General features: G+C 64.4%; 17 protein-coding genes and 1 riboswitch. Of the genes, 13 read left to right on the top strand and 4 right to left on the bottom strand.

From position 1 onward, the window contains the following. Nucleotides 1-4 precede the first annotated feature (4 nt). Together BJQ17_RS15110 and BJQ17_RS15105 are read left to right on the top strand one after the other, a co-directional pair. Nucleotides 5-496 carry a hypothetical protein gene (locus BJQ17_RS15110; protein WP_003252427.1) on the top strand — a complete coding sequence of 164 codons (492 nt, stop codon included), beginning with the start codon at nt 5-7 and terminating at the stop codon, nt 494-496. Then, nucleotides 493-2751 carry a GMC oxidoreductase gene (locus BJQ17_RS15105; RefSeq protein WP_003252429.1) on the top strand — a complete coding sequence of 753 codons (2259 nt, stop codon included), beginning with the start codon at nt 493-495 and terminating at the stop codon, nt 2749-2751. The genes BJQ17_RS15110 and BJQ17_RS15105 overlap by 4 nt, the downstream gene beginning before the upstream one ends. Nucleotides 2752-2851: 100 nt before the next feature. Here BJQ17_RS15105 and BJQ17_RS15100 read toward each other — a convergent pair whose 3' ends face one another. The 4 genes from BJQ17_RS15100 to purM all read right to left on the bottom strand — a co-directional run bounded on the left by BJQ17_RS15100 (nt 2852) and on the right by purM (nt 5665). Next, nucleotides 2852-3034, bottom strand: coding sequence for a hypothetical protein (locus tag BJQ17_RS15100; RefSeq protein WP_003252431.1), 183 nt, complete (start codon nt 3032-3034; stop codon nt 2852-2854). Nucleotides 3035-3234: 200 nt separating this feature from the next. After that, on the bottom strand, nt 3235-3945 hold the full coding sequence (locus BJQ17_RS15095) for a DUF3108 domain-containing protein (protein ID WP_070096280.1): 711 nt from the start codon (nt 3943-3945) through the stop codon (nt 3235-3237). Between the two features lie 8 nt (nt 3946-3953). Then, nucleotides 3954-4607: a phosphoribosylglycinamide formyltransferase gene (gene purN / locus BJQ17_RS15090; protein ID WP_003252434.1), complete on the bottom strand. Its 654-nt coding sequence runs from the start codon at nt 4605-4607 to the stop codon at nt 3954-3956. Next, complete coding sequence (purM, locus tag BJQ17_RS15085) at nt 4607-5665, bottom strand: phosphoribosylformylglycinamidine cyclo-ligase (protein ID WP_070096279.1); 1059 nt, start codon at nt 5663-5665, stop codon at nt 4607-4609. Before purM ends, purN begins: the two co-directional genes overlap by 1 nt. A 320-nt stretch (nt 5666-5985) precedes the next feature. Here purM and BJQ17_RS15080 point away from each other — a divergent pair, with 320 nt between their 5' ends. From BJQ17_RS15080 to BJQ17_RS15030, 11 genes are all read left to right on the top strand, one after another. Continuing rightward, nucleotides 5986-7053 (top strand): DUF2066 domain-containing protein, encoded by a 1068-nt coding sequence (locus BJQ17_RS15080; protein ID WP_070096278.1) that lies wholly within the window; start codon nt 5986-5988, stop codon nt 7051-7053. A 12-nt stretch (nt 7054-7065) separates the two neighbouring features. After that, nucleotides 7066-8139, top strand: coding sequence for an AI-2E family transporter (locus BJQ17_RS15075; RefSeq protein ID WP_003252442.1), 1074 nt, complete (start codon nt 7066-7068; stop codon nt 8137-8139). A 236-nt stretch (nt 8140-8375) separates the two neighbouring features. After that, nucleotides 8376-9083: a DnaA regulatory inactivator Hda gene (hda, locus tag BJQ17_RS15070; protein ID WP_003252443.1), complete on the top strand. Its 708-nt coding sequence runs from the start codon at nt 8376-8378 to the stop codon at nt 9081-9083. Nucleotides 9084-9210: 127 nt separating this feature from the next. Beyond that, the gene (locus BJQ17_RS15065; protein WP_070096277.1) at nt 9211-9849 is read left to right on the top strand and encodes a C40 family peptidase; all 639 of its coding nucleotides are present in this window, start codon (nt 9211-9213) and stop codon (nt 9847-9849) included. A 139-nt stretch (nt 9850-9988) separates the two neighbouring features. Continuing rightward, complete coding sequence (locus BJQ17_RS15060) at nt 9989-10522, top strand: C40 family peptidase (protein ID WP_003252446.1); 534 nt, start codon at nt 9989-9991, stop codon at nt 10520-10522. 219 nt (nt 10523-10741) lie between these two features. Next, nucleotides 10742-10963: riboswitch (cobalamin riboswitch) on the top strand. 119 nt (nt 10964-11082) lie between these two features. Then, nucleotides 11083-11694: a cob(I)yrinic acid a,c-diamide adenosyltransferase gene (cobO, locus tag BJQ17_RS15055; RefSeq protein ID WP_003252448.1), complete on the top strand. Its 612-nt coding sequence runs from the start codon at nt 11083-11085 to the stop codon at nt 11692-11694. Further along, the gene (locus BJQ17_RS15050) at nt 11691-12986 is read left to right on the top strand and encodes a cobyrinate a,c-diamide synthase (protein ID WP_012053452.1); all 1296 of its coding nucleotides are present in this window, start codon (nt 11691-11693) and stop codon (nt 12984-12986) included. Before cobO ends, BJQ17_RS15050 begins: the two co-directional genes overlap by 4 nt. Beyond that, the gene (gene bluB, locus BJQ17_RS15045; protein WP_003252453.1) at nt 12983-13633 is read left to right on the top strand and encodes a 5,6-dimethylbenzimidazole synthase; all 651 of its coding nucleotides are present in this window, start codon (nt 12983-12985) and stop codon (nt 13631-13633) included. Before BJQ17_RS15050 ends, bluB begins: the two co-directional genes overlap by 4 nt. After that, a complete protein-coding gene (cbiB, locus tag BJQ17_RS15040; RefSeq protein WP_003252455.1) occupies nt 13630-14538 on the top strand; it encodes an adenosylcobinamide-phosphate synthase CbiB in 909 nt (302 codons plus the stop codon). Before bluB ends, cbiB begins: the two co-directional genes overlap by 4 nt. Then, the gene (gene cobD / locus BJQ17_RS15035) at nt 14531-15523 is read left to right on the top strand and encodes a threonine-phosphate decarboxylase CobD (protein ID WP_003252458.1); all 993 of its coding nucleotides are present in this window, start codon (nt 14531-14533) and stop codon (nt 15521-15523) included. The genes cbiB and cobD overlap by 8 nt, the downstream gene beginning before the upstream one ends. Continuing rightward, a complete protein-coding gene (locus BJQ17_RS15030) occupies nt 15520-16974 on the top strand; it encodes a cobyric acid synthase (protein ID WP_070096276.1) in 1455 nt (484 codons plus the stop codon). Before cobD ends, BJQ17_RS15030 begins: the two co-directional genes overlap by 4 nt. Nucleotide 16975 lies beyond the last annotated feature (1 nt).

The following is a 16975-nucleotide window of genomic DNA, read 5'->3' as shown; positions in this document are numbered from 1 at the left end:
TGCCATGAGCGACCAGAACCTGCAAAACTTCATCGGCTTGTCCGCCGTACTCACTGGCCTGTCGGCCAAGCTGCTGGCGCCTTCCGTCGACCCGATCAACCTGCCGCCGGTGTTCTTCGCCACCGCCCAGCAAGGCATGGGCCTTGAGGCGTTCAGCAGCCTGCTGGAGCTGTACGCCAGCATCCAGAGCCAGCCGCCCGCGCAAATCGCCAGCGCCGTGCTCGCTAACGCGAACCCGCAAATCGCCCAGGGCGCCCGCTCGATCATGAAGCTGTGGCTGCTCGGCAGTTGGTACCAACCCTACGACCTGGGCAACGCCCGCACGGGTGACACGCGTGTGGTCTCCGACCAGGCCTACAAGGAGAGCTGGGCGTGGAAGATCGCCCAATCTCACCCTATGGGCTACAGCCAGTTCCACTTCGGGTACTGGGGTGAACAGCCACCGACCCTCAAGCAATTCACCGGTGTCGACGCCAAGGAAGGGCAGCAGCCATGAGCAATGTACAAACCCAGAACATCGAAACTGCCGATGTGATCGTGGTGGGCGCCGGCATGGCCGGCAGTGTCATGGCCTACCAGTTGGGCCTGGCCGGGTTGAAAGTGCTGGTGCTCGAATCGGGCCCGGCCATTCCGCCCAATCGCAGCGAGTACCTGGAGCGCTTCTACACCGCGGTGCTCAAAGCGCCCGAGTCGCCGTACCCACCTGAGCAGAGCGAGCAGACCCCGGCCACGCAGTTCGCGCCACGGGCGACCATCCAGGACCTGATCACCGCGGGTAGCCAAGACCCGAACAAGGCGCAGAAAAGCTACCTGGTGCAGAAGGGGCCGCACCTGTTCGCCAGCACCTACGAGCGGGTAGGCGGCGGCACCATGTGGCACTGGATGGGCACGGCCCTGCGCCTGTTGCCCAACGACTTTCGCATGCGCACTGCGTACAACGTCGGGGTCGACTGGCCGCTCAGTTACGACGACCTGCAGACTGCCTACTGCCGCGCCGAGGAAGAGATGGGCGTGTCCGCGGATGTCGCCTCGCAGACTTACCTGGGCGTGACCTTCCCGCAGGGCTACAAATACAGCATGCATGGCATCCCGCCGTCGCTGGTTGACCAGGGCCTGGGCAAGCACGTCACGGGCACCGTGTACCAAAGCCCGGAGAAGGGGCCTGACGGCAAGCCGTACCCAGGTGTCACCCTCAACGTCCGGCAGACGCCGGCCGGGCGCAACTCGCAGAATGATAACGGCCGTCGGGTGTGCGCTGGCAATACCAGCTGCACGCCGATCTGCCCGATCCAGGCCAAGTACGACGCCACCGTGACCATGGCCAAGGCACTGGATACCGGCAACGTGCGCATCCTTTACCAGACCGTGGCGAGCCAGGTGCAGGTCGATGCCAATGGGGTCACGGGCATCGATTTCATCCAGTACCAGAACAATGGTACGCGCCAGAACGGCACGGCCCAGGGCAAACGCTACGTAATCGCCGCCCACGCGATCGAAACGCCGAAGTTGCTGCTCAACTCCATCGGCCCGAACAGCCCTAAAGGGGTCGCCAACAGCAGCGGCCAGGTCGGCCAGGCGTTGGCTGACCACCCGGTGTACCTGGCCTGGGGGCTTATGCCCGAAGGCAAGCCGCTGTTCCCGTTCCGTGGGCCGTTGTCCACCTCGGGGATTGAGGACATGCGTGATGGCCCGTTCCGCAGCCAGCGTGCCGCCTGGCGTATCGAAATCGGCAACGAGGGCTGGAACTGGTCGGTGAATGACCCCTACACCTCGGTCTGCGATTTCATCGACGGCACCAACCACGGCGGCGCTAACCCCAGCAAGCTGGCGTTGTCCGGCCAGGCGCTGGTGCAGCAGCTCAACAGCGTGCTGACCCGCCAGTTCCGTCTGGGCTTCTTGATCGAGCAGGTGGAGAAAGACCCCGATAATGCGCTGTGCCGGGTGGAGAGGAGTACGGAGTTCGCCGACGGCTTGGGCCTGCCTCGGCCGCAGATCACCTACGAACTGTCCGACTACACCAAGGAGGGTTTCAAGCAGGCGCGCCTGGCCGCCACGCACATCATCACCGAACTGATGGGCGCTACCGAGCTGACCGACCTGAACCCTAAGCTTGAGCCCGGCTCGCAAACGGTGTTTGAGTACGACGGCCAGAACTACCCGTTCTACGGCGCTGGCCACCTGATGGGCACCTACCGCATGGGCTCGGACCGCACCACGTCGGTGGTGGACAAGGACCAGCGCAGCTGGGACCACCCCAACCTGTTCCTGGTCGGCGACGGCGTGTTCCCCACTACCGGCACCGCCAACCCGACCTTGACCATCACCGCGTTGACGTTCCAGGCCGCCGACGTGGTGGCCAGCGACCTGCTCAAGCGCACTGTGCAGGTGCAGGCCAACCAGGCATGGCAGGGCACGGGCATGCAGGTCAATGGGCAGAGCTGGCAGTTGGCGGTATGCACGGGCGGGCAGTGGACAGCGAACCCGGCCACCGGCATGGTTGGCGCGGCGGGCAACCCAAGGTTGATCGCCAAGCCCGGCTATGCCTTGCCTGGTCAACCGGAAGGGGCGTTGATCGGGCGTATCGGCAACAGCGGTGCGCCGTTCCTGGTCGGCAACCAGGTGCAATTGCCGCGTGGCCAGCAAGGTGAGCTGCAGCTGTGCATCAATGACGACCTGGACGGGCGTTACGGGGCTGGCCTGAGCGATAACCTGGGCAGCCTGTCGGTGGAGGTGCGTTTCGGGGCGGTGTAGGCCCTGTCATGGCAACCCCACAATACGCCGGCAATGTCGCAGTATTGTGGGGTTGCTCTCTGAGCCCAGGTGAGTCAGGGGGTTGTCGCAGTGCGCAGGGTCATTGTGTGGCGCGCTGGTTTTCCAGGTCTTCAAGCTCAACGCGGTATTGGTGTGCTTCGTGTTCGTTATGGAACATGCCCACCAGTTGGCCTTGCTGGTACACATCCCAGATCCGCACGCCAGCGGCCAGGCCTTCGTGGGACATTCTCGATTCGTCGCGTTCGGTTACTTGGACAGTCATCGGTAAACTCCACTTCTTCAAGATGGCTGCGACAGTGTGTCGCACGTCTTCTTTATAGAGTTTGTTAGCAGACTAAGTAAGTAAAACAGGCATGAAACAAGTTTCATGAAGCTCGAAGGGATGCTGCCTGGGTGGGCTTTTTCGCAGCAAAGAAAAGCCCCGCACAGGGCGGGGCTTCAGGTGTTGCAGGCAGTGCGCGATCAGTTGCCCTTCACCGGCTTGCCATCGACCGTGCCATCCTGCAACACGATCACGTACTCCTTGCCATCGGTCTCCACCTGGCGCAGTTGCACCAGCAGGTAGTCCCAGTTCTTGGCAAACCACAGCTCGGTGATGCGCTTGCTCTGGCTGGGATCGCGCACGCGCTCGACCTTCACGGCATCGACCTGGCCGGTCTTGGTGGTGACCTTTTCGGTGCCCAGCACGCGGAAGTCGTAGGTGTCGATCTCGTCGCCGTCGACCACCTGGTAGGTCATGCTCTTCTTGCCTGCGGCCACGTCGTGCTGCAGGGCCAACTGGTAGGAGGACTTGTCCAGTACGCCGCGGTTCAGTGTCAGGTTGACGGCATCGCCACGGTCGCTGCCGGTGATCTTCTTGGTGCTCCAGTCGAAGTTCAGGTCGACCTTCTTGGCCTTGCCCAGGCCGCCACGCTCGAAGTGGTACTTCTGTGGCAGCAGGGTGTCGTTGTCCAGGCGCAGGGTGCTTTGCTCGGTCAAGCTGGCGATCATCATGGAAGCCTTGAAGTTAAGGTCCCAGGTACCGTTGGCATTTTTGACCAGGCTGCGCTCGGCGGTGCCGCTCATGGGCAGCTGCTTCCAGTCGGCGGTGTAGCTGGCCGAGAAGGGCTTCAGTTCAGCTGCCTGGAGGGGCAGGGCGAGCACGGCGAGAGCCAAGAGCAGGGCGCGACGCATAAATTCTCCTAGGATCGAATCAAGTGACCGCTGGCCGCCAGTGGCTGGCCGTCCAGTAATGCACCGTGTTCGCCGAGACGCAAGCGCCCTTCAGCGAACCAGCGCACCGCCAGTGGGTAGATCAGGTGTTCCTGATGGTGTACCCGCTGTGCCAGGCTTTCGACGGTGTCATCAGACGCCACCGGTACCACAGCCTGTACGACCAGTGGGCCGCCATCGAGTTCCTCAGTCACGAAGTGTACGCTGCAGCCATGCTCGGCGTCGCCAGCTTCCAATGCCCGGCGATGCGTATGCAGGCCCTTGTACTTGGGCAGCAGCGACGGGTGGATGTTGAGCAGACGGCCCTGATAGTGGCGCACGAAGTCGCCACTGAGGATGCGCATGAAACCGGCCAGCACGACCAGGTCCGGGGCAAAGCCGTCGATGCGCGCCATCAGCGCGGCATCGAAGGCTTCACGGCCGTCGAACTGGGTGTGGTCGAGCACGACGCTGTCGATACCGGCCGCTGCGGCGCGTTGCAGGCCGTAGGCATCGGCGCGGTTGGAAACCACCGCGCGGATACGCACCGGGCTGTCCTGCCCTTGGCAGCTGTCGATCAGGGCTTGCAGGTTGCTGCCGGAGCCCGACAGCAGTACCACTACATTGCAGGTCTTGCTCGGCATCAGTGTGCCTTGAGGTTCTGCAGCTCGACCTGGGCAGCGCCTTCGGCGGCTTCGGCGATGTGGCCGATTACCCACGGTTGCTCACCGGCGGCGCGCAGTTCGTCCAGGGCGGCTTCGACCTGGTCCTGGGCCACGCAGATGACCATGCCCACGCCGCAGTTCAGTACGCGGTGCATTTCGTGCTCGTCGACGTTGCCCTTTTCCTGCAGGAAGTCGAACACCGCCGGGCGCTGCCAGCTGGCCACGTCAACCACGGCCTGGGCGTTTTTCGGCAGTACGCGCGGGATGTTGTCCAGCAGGCCGCCGCCGGTGATGTGGGCCATGGCCTTGACTGCGCCGGTGTTCTTGATCAGCTGCAGCAGCGGTTTGACGTAGATGCGGGTCGGCGCCATCAGCAGGTCGGTCAGCGGCTTGCCGTCCAGCTGGGTGTTCTCGATGTCGGTAGCCGACACTTCGAGGATCTTGCGGATCAGCGAGTAGCCGTTGGAGTGCGGGCCCGAGGACGGCAGGGCGATCAGCGCATCACCGGTGGCAACCTTGGAGCCGTCGATGATTTCGGCCTTTTCCACCACGCCTACGCAGAAACCGGCCAGGTCGTAGTCTTCGCCTTCGTACATGCCAGGCATTTCGGCGGTTTCACCACCGACCAGCGAGCAGCCGGCCAGTTCGCAACCGGCGCCGATGCCGGTGACCACGGTGGCGGCCACGTCAACGTTCAGCTTGCCAGTGGCGTAGTAGTCGAGGAAGAACAGCGGCTCGGCGCCGCACACGACCAGGTCGTTGACGCACATGGCGACCAGGTCCTGGCCGATGCTGTCGTGCTTGTTCAGGTTCAGCGCCAGGCGCAGCTTGGTGCCGACGCCGTCGGTGCCGGAGACCAGCACCGGCTGTTTGTAGCCGGCCGGGATCTCGCAGAGGGCGCCGAAGCCGCCCAGGCCACCCATGACTTCAGGGCGTGCGGTGCGTTTTGCCACGCCCTTGATGCGTTCGACCAGTGCTTCGCCGGCGTCGATGTCTACACCGGCGTCCTTGTAGCTCAGGGAGGGTTGCTTGCTCATTGATCCAGGCCTTTAGGAGGGAGGGATTCTTAAAAACGACCATGACGGCCAAGGCCGGCTGATAAGCGGCGGCGGTCTGAAACGTCAGTGGTCTGTGAAGGCGCGCGATTTTATCAGGGTTGCTGGGCAGCGGCCATCCTCAGGCCGACGGGCAGGGCGGTAAATGTTGAAAAAAGCGGGAGGGTGGTTGATGCGGTTGCATGTGTATAAGCTGCAAGCAACGAGCTTGCTGCTGCACGACGATGCAGCCTGGCGCTCGGCCTGCTTTTTCTTGCAGCTTGAAGCTTACGGCTTGAAGCTCGACTGGACAGGAATCCTCCATGCGTTTGTTCAATATTCTGGCAGCTGGTTGCCTGGCCCTGATCTCGGCCACGGCCCTGGCTGAAAATGTCTCCGGCCTTTATCAGGTGCGCGAGCCGGTCACCGGGCCGGGTGCCGAAGCCCGTACCGCAGCCACAGTCAAAGCCCTGGACACGTTGGTGCAGCGTCTGACCGGTGACCCAAAGGCCGTGCAGAGCCCTGCATTGGCCGAGCTGCGCAAGGACCCACAGCAAATCATCAACCAGGTGGGCAGTGAAGCCGGCCCGCCCGAGTCAGTCGTGGTCGAGTTCGACCCAGGTAGCACCGAGCGGGCTTTGCGCAAGGCTGGCCTGGCTTTGTGGGGCAGTAACCGGCCCTCGATACTGGGGTGGTGGTTGAACGACACCGTTGAGGGCAGCAGCCTGGTCGGTGATGGCCAGGCCAGTGCCCAACCCCTGCGCCGCGCCGCCCAGCACCGTGGTTTGCCGTTGCGCTTGCCGCTGGCCGACTTGCAGGAGCAGCTGGTCGCCAATGCCAAGCAGATCGAAGGCAACGATCCGGCGCCGCTGCGCGAAGCTTCCGAGCGCTACGGCGCCGATGCTTTGCTGGCGGTACATGCCCAGGAAGCCGACGGCAAGTGGCAGGGCAAGTGGCAGCTGTGGCTGGGCGACCAGCGTGAGCAGGGCTCTGCCGAGGGCGCCGACCAGGCCGCCTTAGCTGACGCGGTGATGATGGCGGTAAGCAGCCGCCTGGCGCCGCGCTACGTTACCCGGCCGGGTGCCAGCAGCCAATTGCAGGTGCAAGTGCAGGGCATGAACCTGCAGCGCTATGCCGAACTGGCCCGCGTGCTGGAGCCCTATGGCCCACGCTTGCAGGCGGCTGAAGGCACTACCCTGACCTACGGGGTTACGGGCAATCGTGAACAGCTACGTGCCCAGCTTGGCCTGGCCAAGCTGCAGGAAGTGCCGGTCGAGCAGGCACCGGCGGTGCCGGCTATGCCAGCACCGGCGGTGGACGCCGCAGCCGCGCAGCCCGCGCCTGCGCAGCCAGCACCCAAGCCGTTCGACGGCTTGCGTTTTCGCTGGTAAGGGGCGCTTACCGTGACTGACATGCGTCGCTGGATCTGGCTGGGCGCTGCACTGCTGATCGCTGTGCTGCTTTATAGCCTGCACAATATTCTTACGCCGTTCCTGGTCGGCATCATGCTGGCCTACCTGGCCGACCCGCTGGTCGATCGTCTCGAGCGCCTGGGGCTTTCGCGTACCTGGGGTGTGGTGGTGGTGTTCGGCCTGTTCACCCTGTTGCTGTTGGCGTTGTTGCTGGTGCTTGTGCCGATGCTGGCCAAGCAGTTGGTGCGCCTGTACGAATTGGCGCCGCAGATGCTCGACTGGCTTGAGCATGTCGCGCTGCCGTGGGTACAGGGCCGCCTTGGCCTGGCCGATGGTTTCTGGAAATTCGACAAGATCAAGGCCGCCATCGGCGCGCACATGGGGCAGACCACCGATATCGTCGGCATGCTGCTGTCCCAGGCCACCGCCTCAAGCCTGGCGTTGGTGGGTTGGTTGGCCAACATGGTGCTGATCCCGGTCGTGGGCTTCTATCTACTGCGCGATTGGGACTTGATGATGGGCAAGCTGCGCGGCCTGCTGCCGCGCCAGCGTGAGCCGCAAGTGATGGGCCTGGCAGGTGAATGCCATGAAGTGCTGGGGGCATTCGTGCGCGGGCAGCTGATGGTGATGCTGGCCCTGGGCGTCATCTATTCAGCCGGCCTGATGCTGGTGGGGCTCGAACTCGGTCTGCTGATCGGCATGCTTGCAGGCCTTGCGGCCATCGTGCCGTACATGGGCTTCATCATTGGCATTGGTGCCGCGCTGGTGGCCGGCCTGTTCCAGTTCGGTGGCGACCTGTATCCGATGCTGGGCATCGTTGCGGTGTTCATGGTTGGGCAGGCGTTGGAGGGTATGGTGCTGACCCCTCTGCTGGTGGGCGATCGCATCGGCCTGCACCCGGTTGCAGTAATCTTTGCCATCCTCGCCGGGGGGGAACTGTTCGGCTTCACCGGTGTGCTGCTGGCGCTGCCGGTGGCGGCGGTGATCATGGTGCTGCTGCGGCATGTGCATGCCCTGTACAAGGAATCGGATATGTACGCCGGGAACATCGACCCGGAGCTTTGAACACGTGTTTCGTCTTGAGCCTTTTCGTGCCCGCGAAATCGAGCGCCGCCCTGTGGCGCCCGCTCTCGCGGGTGCTGAGCACTGTTTTTCCTGCATCCGTCGTTCGCTTGTGCAGCGCAACTTGTTGATTTTGCTTGCCCTATCCGCAGTCGAGATTGTGCGCCCCGCGTTGCGGGTATAGACTTTGCAGATTGTTCACCAAAGGCCCCCAGCGGTCCCGTCGACCGCCCGCGAGCATGAAACCACCGATCCAGTTGCCCCTGGGTGTGCGCCTGCGCGATGACGCCACCTTCATCAACTACTATCCGGGCGCCAATGCTGCGGCATTGGGTTACGTCGAGCGGCTATGCGAAGCCGACGCCGGCTGGACCGAGAGCCTTATCTACCTGTGGGGCAAGCAGGGTGTTGGCCGTTCCCACCTGCTGCAGGCCGCCACCCATCGCTTCCAGCAACGTGGCGAGCCCGCTGTCTACCTGCCGCTGGCGCAATTGCTCGATCGTGGCGTAGAACTGCTCGACTACCTGGCCCAGTACGAACTGGTGTGCATCGACGATCTGCATGTGATCGCCGGCAAGGCGGATTGGGAAGAGGCCATGTTCCACCTGTTCAACCGCCTGCGCGACAGCGGCCGACGCTTGCTGCTGGCTGCCTCGGCATCACCGCGTGAGCTGCCGATCAAGCTGCCGGACCTGAAGTCGCGGTTGACCCTGGCCCTGGTGTTCCAGATGCGCGGCCTGTCCGACGAAGACAAGCTGCGCGCCTTGCAGCTGCGAGCTTCGCGCCGTGGCCTGCACCTGACCGACGAAGTCGGCCATTTCATCCTCACCCGCGGCGCGCGGAGCATGAGCGCGTTGTTCGACTTGCTCGAGCGCCTCGATCAGGCGTCGCTGCAGGCACAACGCAAGCTCACCATTCCTTTTCTCAAGGAAACCCTCGGCTGGTAACCCCCTGAAAACCCTGGGCCAGAGCGGTAAAACAAAAAAGTCACATCTTTTTCGATAAAATTTGCAAATGGCCATGATAGAGGGCATAGTTTCACCCTTCTAAAGGATTACAGACACGGTCGTGCCCATGCTGAAGCGCTTCGCACCCCTCGTGCCACTCGCACTCGTGACCCTGCTTTTTGGCTGCGCGGCCCAAGGCCCGGTATCTCAGCCCCAGGATCACACGCCGATCACTGCACAATCGGCAATCAACGCCAAAGCCTCTTCCTCGTCGGTGTTCGGCGAGCCGGAAGAGCTGGCCACCGAAGATGGCCTGGCGTCTTTCTCCGGCAGCAAGCCTTACCAATTGCCGGTTCTGGCTGACAGCATTCTCGAGCGCGGCATGTCGTTGATCGGCACCCGCTACCGCTTCGGTGGTACCTCGGAAAAGTCCGGCTTCGACTGCAGTGGCTTCATCGGTTACCTGTTCCGCGAAGAGGCGGGCATGACGCTGCCGCGCTCCACGCGTGAAATGATCAACGTCGATGCCCCGAAAGTGGCCCGCAACAAGCTCAAGCCAGGTGACCTGCTGTTCTTCAGCACCAATGGCCGTGGCCGGGTAAGCCATGCCGGGATCTACCTGGGTGACAACCAGTTCATCCACTCCAGCAGCCGCCGCAGTGGTGGTGTGCGCATCGACAGCCTCGGTGATCGTTACTGGAGCAAGACCTTCATTGAAGCCAAGCGAGCCTTGGCCATGGCGCCGACCAACATCGCGCGCAACTGATATCAAAATGATGTACCCTGCCGCGGCGGTGATGCTTTAAAAAAAGCTCGCCGCCGTGCGCATTTACAGAAAGCGTCTAATCTAAATTCTCAACTCTTTTCGGCTGCAGCGCAGCGGTCTCAGACAGGATGTTCTGGCCATGGTAAAGATGGCGCGCTTCGCATTTTTCTCCTTGGCAGCCTTGCTGGCTGCATGCTCCAGCCGTGCGCCTGCGCCGGCCCCTGTGGTACAGCCGCAGGTGACCTATAGCCAGCCCAGTCCTTCACCGATTGCCGATGACGTGCTGATCCGCGCCATTGGTCTGGTTGGTACGCCCTATCGTTGGGGGGGCAATACGCCGGATTCCGGCTTCGACTGCAGCGGCCTGATCAAGTATGTATACCGTGATGCTGCTGGCATCAGCCTGCCGCGCTCGACGCGAGAGATGATTGTCATGCGCGCACCGACGGTGGATGTCAGTTCGCTGCAGTCTGGTGACCTGGTGTTCTTCGCCACCAGTGGCGGCTCGCAGGTCAGCCATGCCGGCATCTATGTCGGGGACGGCCGCTTCGTGCATGCACCTTCCACCGGTGGCACCGTGCGCCTGGACTACCTGTCGAACAGCTACTGGGCCAAGGCCTACCTGCAGGCCAAGCGGGTGATTCCGCAAGGGCATCTGGCACAGAACCCTTGATATCCATGCCTGTAAGCGGTCCCGTTGAGCTTGGGGCCGCTACAGGCTGCCGAGATTCAGGGGGCTACGACCACCCGCCAAAATCACATTGCCGCCATCGTCGGCCACCGGTATCCCGCCTTGGCCTGCTTCAGCTGGCCTCGCGCCGGCCTCATTGAAGTCGCGCATACTTTGGCGGCATCACCCGCTTCGATTGACGCTCCCGGTGCAACCCTCTAACCTTCGCGGCGTGTTTCAGGTGCCCTGCCAGCCCCGACTGGGCAGGGTGAAACTGGGAAGCCGGTGGGCGCCAGCATGGCGCGATTCCGGCGCTGCCCCCGCAACGGTGGATGAGTAAAAGGCCGCGCAGGGCCACTGGATGCCAGCATCCGGGAAGGCGCGCAGGCCAGGGCCAAGGCCCACTCACAAGCCCGGAGACCGGCCTGATACTGCCAACGGCATCACGGAGGGTGATGCGCGGTGCACCGTGGCGCCCAGCCATGGCCTCTGCGCGTTCTCCGTTTGCCTGCCTATTACCTGTCGCCGCGCATTGCCGTGGTGCCAGCCAGCGGAGAACCCTGATGAGCGATTCCACCGAACGCGACGAACGCCACCTGGCGCGCATGCAGCGCAAGAAGGCGGTCATCGACGAACGCATCGCCAATTCCCCTAACGAATGCGGCCTGCTGCTGGTGCTGACCGGCAATGGCAAGGGCAAGAGCAGTTCGGCCTTCGGCATGCTCGCGCGCGCCTTGGGCCACGGCATGCAATGCGGTGTGGTGCAGTTCATCAAGGGCCGCAACAGCACCGGCGAGGAGCTGTTCTTCCGTCGCTTCCCCGAACAGGTGCGCTACCACGTGATGGGCGAGGGCTTTACCTGGGAAACCCAGGACCGCCAGCGTGACATCGCCGCTGCGCAAGCCGCCTGGGCGGTGTCGCGCCAGTTGCTGCAGGACCCAGGTGTACAGTTCGTGGTGCTGGACGAGCTCAACATCGCCCTCAAACATGGCTACCTCGACCTGGACCAGGTACTGTCCGACATTCAGGCCCGCCCGCCCATGCAGCATGTGATTGTCACTGGCCGCGCTGCGAAGCCTGAGATGATCGAACTGGCCGACACCGTGACCGAAATGGGCATGCTCAAGCACGCCTTCCAGGCCGGTATCCGCGCACAGAAGGGCGTCGAACTGTGAGTCGATCGCGCCACTGCCCCGCCGTGTTGATCGCGGCACCCGCCTCAGGCCAGGGCAAGACTACCGTCACTGCTGCGCTGGCCCGCCTGCACCGCAACCTCGGGCGCAAGGTGCGGGTGTTCAAATGCGGGCCCGACTTTCTTGACCCGATGATTCTCGAACGGGCCAGTGGCGCGCCGGTGTATCAGCTGGACCTGTGGATGATCGGTGCCGAGGAAAGCCGTCGGCTGCTGTGGGAAGCTGCTGGCGAGGCTGACCTGATCCTCATCGAAGGGGTGATGGGGCTGTTCGACGGCACCCCGTCAAGCGCTGACCTGGCGCGCCACTTTGGCGTGCCGGTGCTGGCGGTGATCGACGGCACAGCCATGGCCCAGACCTTCGGTGCCCTGGCCTTGGGCCTGGCGCGGTACCAGGCCGATCTGCCGTTCGCCGGCGTGCTGGCCAATCGGGTAGGCAGCCTGCGTCATGCGCAACTGCTCGAAGGCAGCCTGACCGAGGGCTTGCGCTGGTATGGCGGCTTGTCCCGCGAACGCGGCATCGAACTGCCCAGCCGCCACCTGGGCCTGGTGCAGGCCAGCGAGCTGAATGACCTGGACACCCGCCTGGACGCTGCCGCCGAAGCGTTGGGCGCCAGTTGCGATGCGGCGTTGCCGCCGCCAGTCAGCTTTGCCGAGCCTGAACCGCAAGCCTGCGTGGCCTCGCTGGCCGGTGTGCGCATTGGCGTGGCGCGGGACGAGGCGTTCGCCTTCACGTATGGCGCTAACCTCGACCTGTTGCGCAACCAGGGTGCCCAGCTGGTGTTCTTCTCGCCGCTGCACGACCACGAACTGCCGGCGGTAGACAGCCTGTATCTGCCGGGTGGTTATCCTGAGCTGCATCACCATGCGCTGGCCGCCAACGCACCGATGTGCGAGGCGATCCGCGCCCACCACGCGCAGGGCAAGCCATTGCTGGCCGAGTGCGGCGGCATGCTGTACCTGCTCGATGCCCTGACTGACGTGGCCGGTGAACGTGCCGAACTGCTCGGCTTGCTGCCGGGTGAGGCGACCATGCAGAAGCGCCTGGCCGCCCTGGCGCTGCAGGCGGTGGAGCTGCCGGAGGGGACCTTGCGCGGTCACACCTATCACCATTCGCTGACCAGCACTGCGCTGGAACCGATTGCTCGGGGGCTGAGCCCCAACGGCGGGCGTGGCAACGAGGCGGTTTATCGTCTGGGCCGGCTCACGGCCTCTTACGTGCACTTCTATTTCCCTTCCTGCCCGGATGCGGCAGCGGCGCTGTTGCGACCATGAATGATCACGCCTATAGCGACGCCGAGCGCGCCGCCATTTACCGGGCCATCGGCGAGCGCCGCGACATGCGCCATTTTGCGGGTGGCCAGGTGGCACCCGAACTGCTTGGCCGCTTGCTGGCGGCCGCGCATCAGGCGCCCAGTGTCGGGCTTATGCAGCCGTGGCGCTTTATCCGCATCACCCAGCGTGACCTGCGCGGGCGCATCCAGGCCTTGGTGGAGGCGGAGCGGGTACGCACGGCCGAGGCGCTGGGCGAGCGATCCGATGCCTTCATGAAATTGAAGGTGGAGGGCATAAACGATTGTGCCGAGCTGCTGGTGGCGGCCTTGATGGACAACCGCGAGCCTCACATCTTCGGCCGCCGCACCCTGCCGGAGATGGACCTGGCCTCGCTGGCCTGTGCCATCCAGAACCTGTGGCTGGCCGCGCGTGGCGAAGGGCTGGGCATGGGCTGGGTGTCGCTGTTCGACCCGCAGGCGTTGGCCGCGCTGCTGGGCATGCCCGCCGGGGCCAAGCCGGTGGCGGTACTGTGCCTTGGGCCGGTCGCCGCGTTCTATCCGGTGCCGATGTTGGTGCAGGAAAGCTGGGCCGAAGAGCGGCCCCTGAGTGAAATGCTTTACGAAAACCAATGGGGAGAGCGTCAATGAGCGTGGCCTTGCTGACCGTGGCCGGGGTGGCCCTGGACGCTTTGCTGGGCGAACCACAGCGGCGCCACCCCTTGGTGGCGTTCGGCAACATGGCCGGCACCCTGGAGCGCCGCCTGAATGCGGGCGGGCGCGGCTGGCGCAGCCACGGCGTGAGCGCGTGGTTTCTGGCGGTGGTGCCGCTGACCCTGGTGGCGCTGGTCCTTTCGTGGCTGCCGTATATTGGCTGGCTGGTTGACGTGCTGGCGCTTTACTGCGCCGTGGGGCTGCGCAGCCTGGGCGAGCATGTGCTGCCGGTGGCCAACGCCTTGCGCCAGGGCGACCTGGCGGAGGCGCGGCACCGCGTTGGCTACCTGGTCAGCCGCGAAACGCGCGAACTGGACGAGCCAGCAGTGGCCCGGGCGGCGACCGAGTCGGTGCTGGAGAACGGCAGCGATGCAGTGTTCGCCGCGTTGTTCTGGTTTGTGGTGGCCGGTGCGCCCGGGGTGGTGCTGTACCGCCTGAGCAACACGCTGGATGCCATGTGGGGCTACCGTAACGAACGTTTCGAGCGCTTTGGCTGGTGCGCGGCGCGCATCGACGATGTGCTCAACTATATACCTGCAAGGCTGGTGGCCCTGACTTATGCGCTGTTGGGCAAGACCCGTCTGGCCCTGGCCTGCTGGCGCAAACAGGGCCCGCTGTGGGACAGCCCCAACGCCGGGCCGGTGATGGCTGCCGGCGCCGGCGCGCTGGGCGTCGAGCTTGGTGGCCCGGCGGTGTACCACGGCGAACTGCATGAGCGGCCGCGCCTGGGCGAGGGGCCAGTGGCCGATGCCGATGCCATCGAGCGCGGCTGGCAGCTGGTGCAGCGCGGCGTGTGGCTGTGGCTGCTGATGATCTGCCTGGGGGCCTATATCAATGCTTGAACATGGTGGCCGCCTGTTACGCGCGGTGCAGCAATACGGTATTGCCCGTGAGCAGTGGCTCGACCTGTCCAGCGGCATTGCGCCCTGGCCATTTCCTGTCCCGCCGATTCCCGTCGACGCCTGGGCCCGCCTGCCAGAAACCGAGGACGGCCTGGAGGACGCCGCGCGCGCGTATTACGGCGCCCGCCAGTTGCTGCCGGTAGCCGGCTCCCAGGCCGCTATCCAGGCCTTGCCGCTGCTGCGTACAACGGCCCGGGTTGGCGTGCTGACGCCGTGCTATGCCGAACACCCGTATGCCTGGCAACGGGCGGGGCACCAACTGCTGGCGCTGGATGAGGCGCAAGTTGAGGCTGCGCTCGACGGCCTCGATGTGCTGGTGCTGGTGAACCCCAACAATCCGACCGGCCAACGGGTGTCGCGCGAACGCCTGCTGGCTTGGCATGCTCGCCTGGCGGCCCGCGGTGGCTGGCTGCTGGTCGACGAAGCATTCATGGACAACACCCCGGCGGACAGCGTGGTGGACTGCGCCGAACGCCCGGGGCTGATCGTGCTGCGCTCGTTTGGCAAGTTCTTCGGCTTGGCCGGCGTGCGCCTGGGCTTCGTTGCCGCCGAACACAGCTTGCTGCTGCGCCTGGCCGAGCTGCTCGGCCCCTGGACCGTCAACGGCCCGACCCGGGTGCTGGCCCAGGCCAGCCTGACCGATCAAACTGCCCAGCGCGCGCAGGCCGAACGCTGTGCTGCTGCCGGCCAGCGGCTTGCGCACGTGTTGCGCAGTGCCGGCCTGGCGCCTAGTGGTGGCTGCGACTTGTTCCAGTACGTGCGTAGCGAGCACGCTGCACGCCTGCATGAATTTCTCGCCCGGCGCGGCATCCTGGTACGGCTGTTCGAACAGCCAGCAGCCGTGCGCCTGGGGTTGCCTGCCTGCACGGCGGACGAACAGCGCCTGGCCCAGGCCCTGGCGGCTTATCAGAAGGAAACGGCATGACGACCCTCATGGTGCAAGGCACCACCTCCGACGCAGGCAAGAGCACACTGGTGACCGCATTGTGCCGCTGGCTGTTGCGCCAGGGCGTCGCTGTGGTGCCCTTCAAGCCACAGAACATGGCGCTGAACAGCGCGGTGACGGCTGATGGCGGTGAAATCGGCCGTGCCCAGGCGGTGCAGGCCCAGGCCTGCCGGCTACAACCGCACACCGACATGAACCCGGTGCTGCTCAAGCCCAACAGCGACACCGGCGCCCAGGTCATCATCCACGGTCGGGCGGTCACCAGCATGAATGCAGTGGCCTACCACGACTATAAAACCACGGCCATGCAAGCGGTGCTGGCGTCTCATCAACGCCTGAGTGCCGCGTACCCGGTGGTCATGGTCGAGGGTGCGGGGTCGCCGGCAGAGATCAACCTGCGTGCCGGCGATATCGCCAACATGGGCTTTGCCGAAGCGGTGGACTGCCCGGTGATCCTGGTGGCCGACATCAACCGCGGTGGTGTGTTCGCCCATCTGGTGGGCACGCTGGAACTGCTGTCGACCACTGAACAGGCGCGGGTCAAAGGTTTTGTCATCAACCGCTTCCGTGGCGATATCGCCCTGCTGCAGCCAGGGCTGGACTGGCTGGAACAACGCACCGGCAAACCGGTACTGGGCGTACTGCCTTACGTTACCGACCTGCACCTGGAAGCCGAAGACGGTATCGATGTGCGTCAAGGCGTCAAGCACGCGCGTGTGCTCAAGGTGATCGTGCCAGTGCTGCCGCGTATCAGTAACCACACCGATTTCGACCCGCTGCGCCTGCACCCGCAGGTGGACTTGCAGTTCATCGGCCCTGGCCAGCCGATTCCGGCTGCCGACCTCATCATCTTGCCGGGCTCCAAGAGCGTGCGAGGCGACTTGGCACAACTGCGCGAGCGCGGTTGGGACAAGGCCATCGAGCGGCACCTGCGCTATGGCGGCAAGCTGATCGGTATCTGCGGTGGCCTGCAGATGCTGGGGCGGGAAGTGCATGACCCGCTGGGGCTGGAGGGGGCCGCAGGCTCTAGCCAGGGGCTCGGCCTGCTCGACTATGCCACGGTGCTCGAAGCCGAGAAGCAACTGTGCAATGTGGCCGGCACGCTGAGCCTTGAAGCGGCAACGGTAACCGGTTATGAAATTCATGCTGGCGTTACGACGGGGCCTGCGCTGGCGCAACCCGCGGTCCAACTGGCTGATGGCCGCCATGATGGCGCTGTCAGTGCCGATGGCCAGATCCTCGCCACCTACCTGCATGGCCTGTTCGAAGGCAGCCAGTCGTGTGCCGCGCTATTGCGCTGGGCCGGGCTGGAGGATGTGCAGGTTATCGACTACGAAGCGTTGCGCGAACACGACATCGAGCGCCTGGCTGATCTGGTGGAGAAGCACCTGGACACCGCGCAGTTGCGCCAGCTGTGTGGGGTAGCCTGAC

Source organism: Pseudomonas sp. NBRC 111139, from assembly GCF_001753955.1.
GTDB lineage: Bacteria > Pseudomonadota > Gammaproteobacteria > Pseudomonadales > Pseudomonadaceae > Aquipseudomonas > Aquipseudomonas alloputida.
The sequence above is the reverse complement of the archived record's forward strand: the minus strand, read 5'-3'. Positions and strand labels throughout refer to the sequence as shown.

Bases quoted from the DNA above. Each gene is read 5' to 3' on its own strand.
- BJQ17_RS15060 (WP_003252446.1), top strand. From the start codon at position 9,989: ATGGTAAAGATGGCGCGCTTCGCATTTTTCTCCTTGGCAGCCTTGCTG.
- BJQ17_RS15105 (WP_003252429.1), top strand. From the start codon at position 493: ATGAGCAATGTACAAACCCAGAACATCGAAACTGCCGATGTGATCGTG.
- bluB (WP_003252453.1), top strand. From the start codon at position 12,983: ATGAATGATCACGCCTATAGCGACGCCGAGCGCGCCGCCATTTACCGG.
- cobO (WP_003252448.1), top strand. From the start codon at position 11,083: ATGAGCGATTCCACCGAACGCGACGAACGCCACCTGGCGCGCATGCAG.
- BJQ17_RS15080 (WP_070096278.1), top strand. From the start codon at position 5,986: ATGCGTTTGTTCAATATTCTGGCAGCTGGTTGCCTGGCCCTGATCTCG.
- cobD (WP_003252458.1), top strand. From the start codon at position 14,531: ATGCTTGAACATGGTGGCCGCCTGTTACGCGCGGTGCAGCAATACGGT.
- BJQ17_RS15110 (WP_003252427.1), top strand. From the start codon at position 5: ATGAGCGACCAGAACCTGCAAAACTTCATCGGCTTGTCCGCCGTACTC.
- BJQ17_RS15030 (WP_070096276.1), top strand. From the start codon at position 15,520: ATGACGACCCTCATGGTGCAAGGCACCACCTCCGACGCAGGCAAGAGC.
- BJQ17_RS15100 (WP_003252431.1), bottom strand. From the start codon at position 3,034: ATGACTGTCCAAGTAACCGAACGCGACGAATCGAGAATGTCCCACGAA.
- purN (WP_003252434.1), bottom strand. From the start codon at position 4,607: ATGCCGAGCAAGACCTGCAATGTAGTGGTACTGCTGTCGGGCTCCGGC.
- purM (WP_070096279.1), bottom strand. From the start codon at position 5,665: ATGAGCAAGCAACCCTCCCTGAGCTACAAGGACGCCGGTGTAGACATC.
- BJQ17_RS15065 (WP_070096277.1), top strand. From the start codon at position 9,211: ATGCTGAAGCGCTTCGCACCCCTCGTGCCACTCGCACTCGTGACCCTG.
- hda (WP_003252443.1), top strand. From the start codon at position 8,376: ATGAAACCACCGATCCAGTTGCCCCTGGGTGTGCGCCTGCGCGATGAC.
- cbiB (WP_003252455.1), top strand. From the start codon at position 13,630: ATGAGCGTGGCCTTGCTGACCGTGGCCGGGGTGGCCCTGGACGCTTTG.
- BJQ17_RS15095 (WP_070096280.1), bottom strand. From the start codon at position 3,945: ATGCGTCGCGCCCTGCTCTTGGCTCTCGCCGTGCTCGCCCTGCCCCTC.